General features: G+C 51.6%; 11 protein-coding genes and 1 other RNA gene. 2 read left to right on the top strand and 10 right to left on the bottom strand.

Features of this window, described 5'->3' with window-relative positions; genetic code table 11:
* Positions 1 to 1002, top strand: a complete 1002-nt coding sequence (locus CLFS41_RS12605; protein ID WP_007858672.1) for a LacI family DNA-binding transcriptional regulator — start codon at positions 1 to 3, stop codon at positions 1000 to 1002.
* 22 nt (positions 1003 to 1024) lie between these two features.
* On the top strand, positions 1025 to 2440 hold the full coding sequence (uxaC, locus tag CLFS41_RS12600) for a glucuronate isomerase (protein ID WP_045092479.1): 1416 nt from the start codon (positions 1025 to 1027) through the stop codon (positions 2438 to 2440).
* 90 nt (positions 2441 to 2530) lie between these two features.
* Here uxaC and CLFS41_RS12595 read toward each other — a convergent pair whose 3' ends face one another.
* The 10 genes from CLFS41_RS12595 to dnaG all read right to left on the bottom strand — a co-directional run bounded on the left by CLFS41_RS12595 (position 2531) and on the right by dnaG (position 13097).
* Positions 2531 to 2905 carry a hypothetical protein gene (locus CLFS41_RS12595; RefSeq protein WP_045092478.1) on the bottom strand — a complete coding sequence of 125 codons (375 nt, stop codon included), beginning with the start codon at positions 2903 to 2905 and terminating at the stop codon, positions 2531 to 2533.
* A 232-nt stretch (positions 2906 to 3137) separates the two neighbouring features.
* Positions 3138 to 4541 (bottom strand): FtsW/RodA/SpoVE family cell cycle protein, encoded by a 1404-nt coding sequence (locus CLFS41_RS12590; protein ID WP_045092477.1) that lies wholly within the window; start codon positions 4539 to 4541, stop codon positions 3138 to 3140.
* Positions 4528 to 4869, bottom strand: coding sequence for a PadR family transcriptional regulator (locus CLFS41_RS12585; RefSeq protein WP_007858677.1), 342 nt, complete (start codon positions 4867 to 4869; stop codon positions 4528 to 4530). The genes CLFS41_RS12590 and CLFS41_RS12585 overlap by 14 nt, the downstream gene beginning before the upstream one ends.
* Positions 4870 to 5050: 181 nt before the next feature.
* Positions 5051 to 6127 carry a lysylphosphatidylglycerol synthase transmembrane domain-containing protein gene (locus CLFS41_RS12580; RefSeq protein WP_045092659.1) on the bottom strand — a complete coding sequence of 359 codons (1077 nt, stop codon included), beginning with the start codon at positions 6125 to 6127 and terminating at the stop codon, positions 5051 to 5053.
* Positions 6128 to 6295: 168 nt separating this feature from the next.
* Positions 6296 to 6655, bottom strand: an RNA gene (rnpB, locus tag CLFS41_RS29010) — RNase P RNA component class A.
* 45 nt (positions 6656 to 6700) lie between these two features.
* Positions 6701 to 8353, bottom strand: a complete 1653-nt coding sequence (locus tag CLFS41_RS12575) for a nucleoside kinase (protein WP_045092476.1) — start codon at positions 8351 to 8353, stop codon at positions 6701 to 6703.
* A gap of 85 nt (positions 8354 to 8438) precedes the next feature.
* The gene (locus CLFS41_RS12570) at positions 8439 to 9248 is read right to left on the bottom strand and encodes a Nif3-like dinuclear metal center hexameric protein (RefSeq protein WP_045092475.1); all 810 of its coding nucleotides are present in this window, start codon (positions 9246 to 9248) and stop codon (positions 8439 to 8441) included.
* Entirely contained in the window at positions 9235 to 9996 is a 762-nt protein-coding gene (locus CLFS41_RS12565; protein ID WP_045092658.1) for a class I SAM-dependent methyltransferase, read from the bottom strand. The genes CLFS41_RS12570 and CLFS41_RS12565 overlap by 14 nt, the downstream gene beginning before the upstream one ends.
* 58 nt (positions 9997 to 10054) lie before the next feature.
* On the bottom strand, positions 10055 to 11179 hold the full coding sequence (gene rpoD, locus CLFS41_RS12560) for an RNA polymerase sigma factor RpoD (protein WP_007858686.1): 1125 nt from the start codon (positions 11177 to 11179) through the stop codon (positions 10055 to 10057).
* A 28-nt stretch (positions 11180 to 11207) separates the two neighbouring features.
* The gene (dnaG, locus tag CLFS41_RS12555; protein ID WP_045092474.1) at positions 11208 to 13097 is read right to left on the bottom strand and encodes a DNA primase; all 1890 of its coding nucleotides are present in this window, start codon (positions 13095 to 13097) and stop codon (positions 11208 to 11210) included.
* Positions 13098 to 13099: the final 2 nt, after the last annotated feature.

Here is a 13099-nt window from a genome sequence, read left to right as displayed (position 1 = left end):
ATGAATATATATGATGTTTCCGAACATGCGGGAGTATCCATAGCCACTGTGTCCAGGGTTTTAAACGGCAATGCCAATGTCAGTGAAAAGACCAGGGAAAAGGTCTTGAAAGTTATGGATGATTTGGGGTATACTCCTAATGTGTTTGCCAGAGGGCTTGGCCTGAACACCATGCAGACCATTGGGATCATGTGCTCCGACTCCTCGGATCCCTACCTGGCAGGTGCTATTTATTACCTTGAGCGGGGACTCAGGTCCCACAATTATGACGCTATTTTGTGCTGTACCGGATATGATCTGGATGCCAAACAGAAGTATTTTGAGCTTCTGCGCTCCAAACGTGTGGACGCCATCATATTGGCAGGCTCCAAGTTTGTGGAGATGCGCTCCAAGGATAACGCCTATATAACCGAAGCCGCCGCCGACCTTCCCATCATGCTGGTAAACGGCTACCTGGAAGGGGATAATATCTACAGTACGGTATGCGATGACCACGCCGCCATGTTCGGCGCGGCCACACAGCTGCTCCAGGCAGGCAGGAGACGCATCCTCTACCTTTATACCAGCTATTCCTACAGCGGTGTCAACAAGTTAGAGGGATACAAGGACGCATTAAAAGCATTCGGCGTGGAGCCAAAGGATGAACTGATCCATCAGTGTCCCAAGGACATAGGCGCTTCCAAGGAACTGCTATTATCCCTCAGGGAACAGGGGCTTTCCTTTGATGCGGTCATGACTTCCGATGACTCCCTTGCGGTGGGCACTGTCAAGTATGCCCATGAAGCGGGCATTTCCATACCTGAAGAGCTGAATATCATTGGATATAATAACTCCATCCTGTCACGGTGCACGGATCCGGAGATTACATCCATTGACAGCAAGGTGGAGGCACTGTGCACCACCACCATCAACACTCTTATGGGGGTTTTCAGCGGCGTAAATGTGCCCAGCCGGACCACGATCGCCTCTGATCTTATAAAAAGAAAAACCACAAATTTTTAATTCTTAAGGAGGACCATCAAACATGAAAGCATTTTTGGACAAGGATTTCTTATTATCCAGCGACATGGCAAAGACACTGTATCACGATTTCGCAGCAAATATGCCGATTCTTGACTATCACTGCCACATCAACCCACAGGAAATTTATGAAGACCGGAAATTTGACACCATTACCCAGGTATGGCTGGGAGGCGACCACTACAAGTGGCGTCAGATGCGCTCCAACGGCATAGATGAAAAGTATGTGACCGGGGACAGCACAGACTGGGAGAAGTTCAAAGCCTGGGCTGAGACCATGCCTAAGCTGATCGGCAATCCTCTGTATCACTGGAGCCATCTGGAGCTTAGAAGATATTTTGGATATGAAGGCTATTTAAACGGCGACACTGCCAAGGAAGTATGGGATCTGTGCAATGCAAAGCTTCAGGAAAGCTCCATGACGGTCCGCAACCTGATCAAGCAGTCCCATGTAACATTGATCTGCACCACTGATGACCCGGTCGACTCCCTGGAATGGCATAAGAAGATTGCTGAGGATCCTTCCTTTGACGTACAGGTACTGCCCGCATGGAGACCGGACAAGGCTATGAACGTTGAAAAGCCTACTTTCCCTGCTTATATGGCACGTCTCTCCGAGGTGAGCGGCATTCAGGTAACGGATTTCGCATCCCTAAAGAAAGCCCTTCAGGTCCGTATGGATTTCTTCACCTCCATGGGCTGCTGTGTATCCGACCATGCACTGGAGTACGTGATGTATGTACCTTCCACAGAAGCTGAGGTTGACGCCATCCTTGCAAAGGGATTAAAGGGCGAGGCCGTCTCCAAGGAAGAGGAACTGAAATTCAAGACAGCATTTATGCTATTTGCTGCACGTGAATACAACAGAATGGGATGGATCATGCAGATCCATTACGGCTGCAAGCGCGACAACAACGCCTACATGTTTGAGCTGCTGGGGCCCGATACCGGATTTGACTGCATCAACAATTATGCCCCCAGCGCACAGATGGCTGACTTCTTAAATGCGCTGAGCACAGGCAATGAGATTCCAAAGACTATCCTTTACTCACTGAACCCCAATGACAATGTTTCCATCGGCACCATCATCGGCTGTTTCCAGGACAAGTTCCCCGGAAAGATCCAGCACGGTTCCGCCTGGTGGTTCAATGATCACAAGGTAGGCATGACAGAGCAGATGGTATCTCTGGCCAACCAGGGCTGCCTGGGCAACTTTATCGGCATGCTGACAGATTCCAGAAGCTTCCTGTCCTACACAAGGCATGAGTATTTCCGCCGCGTTCTCTGCGAACTTCTGGGCGGATGGGTTGAAAACGGCGAGTATCCTGCTGACATGAAGGCTCTTGAGGAGATCGTCAGGGGAATCTGCTACAACAATGCCGTCAATTACTTTGGCTTTGAATTAGACACCGTTAAATAATATGTTTAAGCAGCATAATACAGCCTGCCCGGATCTCCTTTCCGGGCAGGCTGCCTTTATCTCATGGGATGTCTGATAGGTAACTATGTATTATTTCAGCCGGACAACATGCTGACAGTAAATGTACAGATTCTTTATCTTCTTTGCCTGCTGTCCATCCTCGCCCAATACAATGGGCTGGGTTCCGGAGGGCGTGATATACAGCTTAAACGCAATTGCATCCTGTCCCACGTGCATCTCCTTTACCGGCGTATAGGCAAAGTCCTGTTTTTCAATATCCAGATATTCAAACATGATGTGTTCCAGTTCCGGATTGGCAAACACCCTTACAATATCCGGTGTTCCTTTCATCTCCATAATCGCCTTGGCTTCTTCAAACTCAATGTTGGTAAAACGGTAATCTCCACTACCCAGAATATAAGCCAGCGTGCTGTTGTCCAACAGCAACAAAGGATCTTTAGCCATAACGTAACCTCCTTTTTCCCATCCATATGATTGTTTCACTTTAATCATATATCCTTTTCCGAAAATTGTCAATATTGTTAGAAAATAATCAATATTGTCCGAATTTTATCAAACATATCATACAGGTTAAGGGGATTAGTCTGGTATAACTTAAGAATTCTCACACAATTTACTGTTATTTCTTATTTCCCTATCTACACCCTTATTTCCCTATTTACACTCCCATTCTCCTTTATACATCCGTTCTTTCAATCCGGATCCGGTACTTTCCCAGGTATGCCAGGATCCCCTTTTCCCTGTTTTTCTCCTCTGCCCCCGGTTCCCAGACCAGGTCCTGGTATCTGTAAATACTGAATAGGATTCCCAGCAGCCCATAGACGGCAACCGTATGGTACAGGCCAAAGGTAAAAAAAGGCAGACCTGCTGAAGACAGGTAGAGTATGCCAAGATTATTAAGCAGGTGGGTGGCCGTCTCTATCACAAGGATCAGGACACACCCATACCCGATCATCTGCCCCAGCTGATTCTTCTGCCGCTTTACCATAAAGAACAAGCCGGAAAGGAACAGGATCAGCAGCGCAGCCAGTCCAAAGGCCGCCAGGGTTCCCCACATGGAAGCTGCCTGAAGGATCACAAAATCGCTTTGGCCCCACGGCAGTACATGGGCCGGGGTCTCTGATAGACCATATCCCCTTCCCTGCATTCCCCCTATGGGTTTTAACTGGGATATCATCTCTCTCACCTTAAGGGTGACAAAGCTGCCCTCCTTTGCATAAGCCCGGGGATTCAGGTATGCCATAATCCTCCGATACTGATAAGGTGCCATGTTTACAAACGATAGTACGCCCAAAAGCAGGGACATGATGCCCAGACCTGAGAGGGGCAGCCACCTGTGCTTTACCTGATACCAGTTTTTGATCAGAGCTGCTGTAAACATCAGGCAGCAAACAAACATCACATCCAATGTAATGCTGATGCCGCCTCCGATCACTCCAAAACCGACCCATGCAGCCGCAAACAGCCATAGCAGGGAACCGGCGATGCACGCATACCCCCTTCCCCTGTACCGGTACAGGATTCCGCCGTAAACAGGGATGAACAGGTACATGATGGGCTTCAGGTAGGAATGGCCGCCGTTGGCTTTTCTGGCAAAGCCCAGGATACAGGCAAGAGCGATTGCTGCAAGGAATAAAAATCCGATCCCTCCGCCGTATCTGCTAAACATGCTGTAATCAAAGAAATACAGAAGGGCCATTCCCGCAAGGCCCAGGAAAGTATACAGGCATTGTCTCATAAATGCATGGCCCCCTCCGGTCCCGGCAAGCTGGTCACCTCCAAACCGGTAGATACATAAGTACTGCACCAGCAGGCCCACCAGGCTCAGCACAGCCATTGCCCCAAGCAGCTTCCAGTTATTCCTGGGGCGATGGATCCGGTCCATATCGATCCCCACCTCCACAGGATTTCCCATCTGGCGCACTGCTTCTGCCAGGGCCTCCTCCTGCCCCATCCCCTGTTCCATATAGACCTGGGCCTGGTCTTCCATATGGCTTTTGATCTCCTTTGCCACAGATGCCCCTGCTTTCTTATTCCTGATCTGCCCGGTTAAAAGATCCAGATATTCATGCATTTCCATACAGGGCACCTCCTATCACATGTTCCACTGCCTTGGAATAAGTGTTCCAATCCTCCTTCTTCTTAGCCAGGACACCCCTGCCCTCTTTGGTGATGGAATAGTATCTGCGCACCTTTCCCTGGGCCTCCTTTTCATATGATACCAGGAGCCGTTTGGCTTCCATGGTGTGGAGAAGAGGATACATAGTACCCGCTTTCAGGTTAAATACAAATTCCGACCGCTTCTGAAGGGTTTCAATCATCTCATAACCATACATATCCCTCTCAGACAGCAGCTGCAGCAGCAGCATGGATGTGTTGCCTGATGAAACGTTCTTGTCTTCTGCCATAATTCTTCCTCCTGTTCTTACAGGTGTACGCTCGGAGTCCCCGAAAGTACACACGAATCCAAACAAAACCTGATCCATGGACGATATATAGATTACCTATATATCAAGGGCTAAAACCCGGTAATCCACATAAGCATATATAGATTACCGATCTATCATCCATAGTCCCATTATATATAGGTCATCTATCTATGTCAACCCCTATGACCTGTTGTTTTCCCTCGCCTGCCGCCCTAAGGCGTGGCCTGAACTGCAGATACGCGGTCACCAGGCCGCTGATCACAAGAAATCCATAGAAACTGATGCCTCTGCTGAGCATCATAATGGAAAATGTCTGACCGGCCCCAAATAAAGGGCCGTATAAGGCCATGAAACCGCCTTCCGATGCTCCCACGGAGCCGGGAAGAGGCACTGCCGTTACAGCCAGGCTTAAGATGGCCTGCATGGCCAGGAAGCTTCCCGGTTCAGCACCTATTCCCAGGGCCAGACAGGCAAAATAGGGCACCAGGAACAGAGAGGTGAGCTGGACCATGGAGCGCAGGAACATCCTTAGGATCACCAGCGGATACTCCCTCAGATACGCACCGCCCCTGCTGTACTCCATAATAAGCCCTTCCATCCTGCGCTGCGCCTTCTTTTTGTTCCTGATGACCCCTATCCGGGCCAGAAAGCCTATGATGCACATGCCGGCCCGCTCAGCCAGCAGTCCGTTTAGGATAATGAGAAGGATGGCGCAGGAGCAGATCCCGTTTACCAGGATCCCGAATATTAAAAGCCAGCGGATCACCCCGGACTGGGCCATCACAAAGGGAAACCTGACGATCACCACGGCTGTTCCGTACAGGAGCACGCTCATCTGGTACACGGCCGCCACTGTCAAAAGGGTAAAGGAGCTCTGGGCAAACCCAAAACCGTCCCTTGTCATATAGTAAAGCTGCATGGGCTGCCCGCCTGTGGCCGAGGGCGTGATGGCGCTGAAATAGAATCCCGCGCAGGCATAGGACAGGGAACGCCTAAAGGGCACTGTTCTCCGGAAGGTCCTCATAAGCAGCCTTATGTTGGCCGCTTCGCAGTTAATGAATACCGCCATGCACAGGCATCCCATCAGCACATACCGGATATCCGCCCTCCGAAATGCCTCCTGAAGGATCTCCATGGAATGTTTCTTAAACAGGATACGGAATGTAAACCAGGCCAGTGCCGTGACCAGGCCCAGTCCTATGACCGTTTCCCTCATGTTCATCTTCTTTTCTTTCAATCCATGGCTCCTTTCCTGCAAACCGTTTTCCGCCGGCATGCGTTTTTCTGAAGTCCATTATACTAGCAAATTCTTAAAATCCTATTAGGATTTTCTGAATGTTTCCATTTCAAACAACAAAAAAGCCTAAGAAGGATATCTTAGACTCTTTTATTACGGATGCTGTTGTATGTGAGCAGGACGATAAGCCGGGTTATGTCGTTGGATGGCCATCTATCTAGGACTGCCGTCACCGGCAGCCTCAAGCAACCTACCCGGGAGCTGACGGGCCGCCATATGCTCCCTGTTCGGTCTTGCTTCAAGTGGGGTTTACATATGCCCCGCCTGTTACCAGACGGGCGGTAGTCTCTTACACTGCCCTTCCACCCTTACCTCTTCCAGCCAAAGCTGCAATAGGCGGTATATTTCTGTTGCACTGTCCCTGGAGTCGCCTCCGCCAGACGTTATCTGGCACCTTGCCCTGTGAAGCCCGGACTTTCCTCTCCTGCGCCCTTGCGGTCTCGCAGCAGCGGCCACCTGTCCTACTCACAACTGTATTAGTCTAGCACAGAATCCGAGGTTTGTCCAGTCCCATCAGACATTGAGGCAGCTTCCCCCGATAAACTCCCTCAGGATGGAATTTTTAGGTATGTCCTCACTGCTGACCCCGATAAAATAATCCAGGAACTTTAAAAGCCGTTTGGCTTCCAGGTACTCCTCCGAATCCTTTGGAATACTGAACAGCAAAGGCTCCGCATACTGCTTTAACACTGCAAATTCATAGACCAGGGCGGAATTGAACATGGCATCCGCTTCCTCCTGGAAGGGAAAGATATTCTCCTCCTCCCCCTTGCGCACCGAAGGCCACATGCGGATGGTATCCTGGGCCGATGACCCCCTGGTCCTGGCATCCCGCACCATTCTGCGTATAAGACGTCCGTCCGTGGTGGGGATCCGGTTGTGTTCGTCAATATTAAGCTGTGTCAGGGCGCTGATATAGATTTTAAACTTGCTCTCCTTGGGCAGAGAGTGGGACAGCCTGTCATTGAGGCAGTGGATGCCCTCGATCACCAGGATATCCTCTGCTCCCAGCTGCAGGAAATTCCCTTTATACTCCCGCACACCCTTCTTAAAATTATAATAGGGCAGTTCTACACGTTTGCCTGCCAGAAGATCCGTCATGTTCCGGTTAAACAGTTCAATGTCCAGACATTCCAGCACCTCGTAATTATAGTTTCCCTGTTCGTCCCTTGGGCTGTCCGCCCGGTTGACAAAGTAATTGTCAACCGAAATGGGATGGGGCTTAAGCCCAATGGCCTCCAGCTGAACCGACAGCCTGTGGGAAAATGTGGTCTTTCCAGAGGAGGAGGGGCCTGCGATCATCACAAACTTGGCATTTCTCCTGGAGGCGATCTGTGCCGCTATCTCAGCAATCTTTTTTTCCTGAAGTGCTTCCTGGATCAGGATTAAATGGGACATCTCCCCCTGGGCGATCTTGTCATTGAGGGCGCCTACCGTCTCCAGATCCAGGCGCCTTCCCCATTCCGTGGACTCTGACAGGGTTGCAAACAGCTTATCCTTTGGCTCAAATTCCCGGATGGTCCTGGGTTCTTCCTTGGAGGGCATCACCAAAATGAATCCATAGTGGTAAGGGACCAGATCAAAATATTTGATATATCCCGTATTCTGCACCATGTACCCGTAGTAGTAGTCCTCAAACCCGTCAATGCTGTAAATATTGACCCGGGATACCCGGCGGTAATGGAACAGGCGCTCCTTATCATACATCCGGTGCCTGTGGAACAGCTCGACAGCGTCATCAGTGGACACACTGCGCTTCATGATGGGGATCTCCTGGGCCACATACTCCGCCATCTTATTTTTCACCCGCAGGAGAAGGGTCTCGTCCAGCACAAAGTTCCCCCGCGCCTCCACAAAGAAACCTCTTCCCAGGGAAAAGTCAATCACGATCTTATCAATGTTCTCCGCTCCCACCACTGCGTAGAATGCTTTCAGCATGATCAGGGAGGCGCTTCTTTGATAGGTCGTCATACCCGGCTTATCCCGGGCCGTGATAAATTTGAGTTCGCCGTCCTTCACATGCTTATGAAGTTCCTGAAGCTTGCCGTTGATCCGCACCAGAAGGATGTCGTCCTCGTACCTGTACTGATATTCATTTGCAACTTCCAGCCAGGTGGTCCCCTCCGGGTAATCCCGTACAAAACCATCTACTTTAACCTGTACCAAATGTTTTACCTCCCTTATTATTGAGTGTACTCCCGCAAATCCGAGTGCCGGGGCAACTCCGAGAATGCACCTAGTCCTGCCGCCCCTACACGATCACCGCGGGCCACGCGGGCGGGGCCTGGATGATCTCCAGTTCACCGCCCAGACGAGCCTCCAGATATTCCGCCATGTAGGGGATAAAGATATGCTCCAATCCGTAATGGCCTGCATCAATGACAGCCATCTGCCTTGCAGCCGCGTCAATTCCCTGATGGTGGCTGATATCACCGGTCACAAGCACCTGTGAACCGCAGGATACGGCCCCCCCGATCTCACTTCCCCCCGCCCCCGGACACAGGGAGATCCTGGTCACTTCCATGTCCATCAGCTCCTGGCCGTAGACCAGTGCAAAGGGAAGGTCAAATGCTTCCTTTACGCGCTTTGCCACCTGCCTTACGGTCATGGCCTTCCTTAGGATGCCTGTCTTTCCGATGCCGTAGGGAACCGGCCCCTGGCCCGCGTCCATCTCTCCCAGGAGTTCCAGAGGCACGCATTCCTCAAGCCCCAGCCTCCTGGCTGCCAGGTCCGCCATACAGCCCGGGGCAGCATCAAAGTTGGTGTGCATGGCGTAATAGGAAATATCCGACTGGATCAGCTTAACCAGTCTTCTGGTAATAAAGTTCTGGTCATTCACCTGTTTGATGGCCTTAAAGATCAGGGGATGATGGGTCAGGAGCATATGGGCCCCCGCTTCTATGGCTGCCTCCACCACCTGGTCCGTGGCATCCAGGGCAATGTATACTTTTTTTACTTCCTTATCGCTTCTGCCTGCCAGAAGTCCCGGGTTATCCCACTCACAGGCACAATCCTCGGGCGCCAGCCCTTTCAGCACCTCTATCAGTTCACTGCATTTCATTTTGCGCCTCCTTGATCTGGTCCAGTTCCTCCCTGAGGGAGCCCATGGCTTTTCTCTGTCCCTCCGTCATACCGCCGATGTCCTCTCTCCCAAGGGAATCCACAATTACCTGTACCCTGTGCTTTTCTTTTTCCAGATATTCCTTCAGGATATTGTCTTTCCTGTCCATCAGGATCTTCCCGTATTTATACCATACCGGACGCCCGTATTCCATGGTTCCCCGGACAACGCTCATAACCGTATAATATTTTCCCTCGTCCTGCACCATTGTCTCGTCCTCAATAAAAAATCCATGCATCTCCAGATAAGCCCTGACCTTGTACTGCTCGGACTGCGGGGAAAGGATCCAGTGTTTTACGCTGTCCCACACATGGCGCCCCTGATCCAGGATGCGGATCATCAGTTCGCCTCCCATACCGGCTATGATCACCGTATCCGCGTCTTCCGGCGTGAGTTCTTTAAGACCATCGCTGAGACGGGCCTCAATGGGGCATCCCGTTCCAGGGGACCGCGTTTCATATTCCTCAATGTGCTCCCTTGCCCGTTCCAGGGGACCTTTTCCCACATCCATGGCAATAGCGGACCGGATTCTGCCGGTCTGTGCCAGATAGACCGGCACATATCCGTGGTCTGTTCCCACATCCGCAATGCGGCTGCCCTGCCTTACAAAGCCGGCAACGGTCTGAAGGCGCAGGGACAGCTTTACTGTGCCTTTTGGTATGGTCCTGTCATTTGTTTCCAAGTTCATCTTTTCCTCCGGTTGAGATTCCTGCCTTTTCAGGCAGGGAGTAATAACTAATTTAAGATCATTCATCCAAATAATCCTTTAATTTTTTACTTCTGCTGGGATGGCGCAGCTTGCGCAGGGCCTTTGCCTCAATCTGGCGGATCCGCTCCCTTGTCACACTAAACTGCCTGCCCACCTCTTCCAGGGTCCTGGGACGGCCATCGTCCAGGCCGAAGCGCAGCCGCAGCACCTTCTGCTCCCGTTCCGTAAGAGTCAGGAGCACCTCCATCAGCTGTTCGTGCAAAAGAGTGAATGCGGCGGCATCCTGTGGGACCAGCACATTGTCGTCCTGGATAAAATCCACCAAATGGCTGTCCTCCTCCTCGCCGATGGGGGTTTCCAGGGACACCGGTTCCTGGGACATCTTAAGGATTTCAGACACCCGCTCCACTGGAAGGTCCACCCTGGCCGCAATCTCCTCCGTGGTGGGCTCGCGGCCCAGTTCCTGAAGCAGCTGGCGGGATGTCCGCACCAGACGGTTGATGGTTTCCACCATATGGACCGGAATCCGGATGGTCCTGGCCTGGTCTGCGATGGACCTGGTAATGGCCTGGCGGATCCACCAGGTGGCATAGGTGCTGAACTTATATCCCTTGGTGTAGTCAAACTTTTCCACTGCCTTGATCAGTCCCAGGTTGCCCTCCTGGATCAGGTCCAGAAACTGCATTCCACGGCCCACATAACGCTTTGCAATGCTGACCACCAGCCGCAGGTTGGACTCGGCCAGACGTTTCCTGGCCTCCCCGTTGCCCAGCTCCATGCTCTTGGCCAGTTCAATCTCTTCTTCCATGGAAAGGAGGGGAATCTTGCCGATCTCCTTCAGGTACATGCGCACCGGGTCCTCCAGGCTGACGCCCTCGGGTACGGAGAGGTCCAGATGTTCCATGTCGATCTCTTCCTCTTCCTCCAGGTCCATCTCCTCTTCAATAAACAGGTCCGGGTCCAGATCCCCATCCGAGTTCATCCGTATCACATCCACCTTGTTCTGATCCAGAAACTCAAAGAGCTGGTCCATCTGGTCACTGGCCGGCTGTTCCGAACCAAAGTAGTTCATAATCTCCTGGTACTCCAGAACATTTTTCTTCTTCTTTGCTTCCTCCAGCAATCCTGCCAGTTTTTCCTCAAACACGTTCGTCCCTTCCATAACCGGTCCATCCTTCCTAAGAAATGCGTTAATCCAGTGAGATATGCAGCTGCTTTAAGGCTGCCTGCTGCTTTATGATTTCCTGTAACTGGGTTATATCCTTTGCATTGCGGCTGGCCGCATCCAGGCTGTTCTTCCGGACCTTTACAACCGTCTCCGAGAATGCCTTCTTTTGTTCTTCGTTGCTGAGGGACTCTTTTAAGCTGGCATTAAAAAGCGCAGCCACTTCCTTATACTGATCCTCGTCATTGATAAAGCGGCTGAGTATGGCGGCCGGGTTTAAATTGCCGGACGCCTGTCCTTCAAATACCATCTGTGCCACCTGATGATACAAATCCTCCACAAAATCATCTGCTGTAATAATTCCCCTGATCTTGTCAAACAGTTCAGGGGTCTCTATAAGCCATGTGAGCAGCAGCCTCTGGGACCGGCGGATCCCATCCTCCTTGTCCGGCCTTTTAGGGCGCTTTGCCTGGCCTGCTCCCCTTTCCCCGTAGGGACTGTTTCTCCCATCCTGTGCGCTGTCTTCACCTTGGTAGGGATCATTTTCAAAGTAAGCTTCCTCCTGGGCCGGGGCGCTGTGGCGGATCTGGCCGGAGTGGTTCATATGGTCCCCGGCTTTCATGCCAAAGCTCATGCCCATGCGGTTTACCAGGCCGCGCAGCTCATCCGCGGGTATCATCTGCTCCCTGGCGACTGCCTGAAGATAGTTCTCCCGCTCCAGGGCCTCCCCAAACTGAAGGAGCTTCCTTGCAGTCTCCTGGTAAAACTTCGTCTTCTGCTCCGGATCGTCCATCTGGTAACTCTGCCTCAGCACGTCCACCTCAAACAGGAAACTGTTCTTGGCTTCCTTGATCCTCTGCCTGAATGCTTCCGGCCCCAGGTTCTTGATGAACTCATCCGGGTCCTTATGGGGCTTCATGTTCAGGACCTTGATGGATATCCCCACCTCCTTGAGGATGGGAATGGCCCTGAGAGCCGCCTTGATGCCCGCACCATCGCTGTCATATGTCAGTATGACCTGATCCGTGTAACGCTTCAGCACATTGGCATGCTGGCTGGTAAATGCGGTTCCCAGGGAGGCCACCGCATTGGTAAAGCCTGCCTGGTGCAGGGATATGACATCCAGGTAGCCTTCGCATATTAATAGATATCCTTCCCTGGAAGTCCTGGCATAATTCAGGCCGTAAAGATTGCGGCTCTTGTCAAAGAGCTTGGTCTCCGGGGAATTGAGATATTTGGGTTCTCCGTCCCCCATCACGCGTCCTCCAAAACCAATGACGCGGTTATTCACATCCATGATAGGGAACATGACGCGGTTCCAGAACTTGTCCCTTCCCCCGCGCTCTTCCAGTGTCACCAGGCCGGTGTCCTTTAAAAAGCTGTCCTCATATCCCTTACCCTTTAGGAAACGGTAGAGGTCATCGCTGGTCTTGTTGGAATATCCCAGCCCGAAACGCACAATGGTGTCGTCCGACAGACCCCTTTTATCATGGAAATATTCATACCCCATCCTGCCCTGGGGCGCTTTAAGCTGGTAATAAAAATAGTTGGCGGCCAGCTTGTTCACTTCCAAAAGCCTGGCCCTGTGTTCCGCCTGCTCCCTGGCCTCCTTGCTGTATTCCATCTTGGGAAGGTTGACTCCCGCCCGGTCCGCCAGGTGCGACAACGCTTCCTGAAAGGTATAGTTCTCATATTCCATCACAAAAGTGAGCACGTTCCCCCCTGCGCCGCAGCCAAAGCAATAGTACATCTGTTTGCCTGGCGACACGGAAAAGGAGGGGGATTTCTCGTTGTGGAAGGGGCAGAGCCCAAAATAGTTGGCGCCCTTTTTCTGCAGCTTCACATATCCTGAAATCACATCTACGATGTCGTTCTTCATTCTCACTTCTTCTATGACTTCATCGGGATAGTACATGA

The sequence above is a fragment of the Clostridium sp. FS41 genome (genome assembly GCF_000954015.1).
In the GTDB taxonomy this organism is placed as follows: Bacteria; Bacillota; Clostridia; order Lachnospirales; family Lachnospiraceae; genus Enterocloster; species Enterocloster citroniae.
The sequence above is the reverse complement of the archived record's forward strand: the minus strand, read 5'-3'. Positions and strand labels throughout refer to the sequence as shown.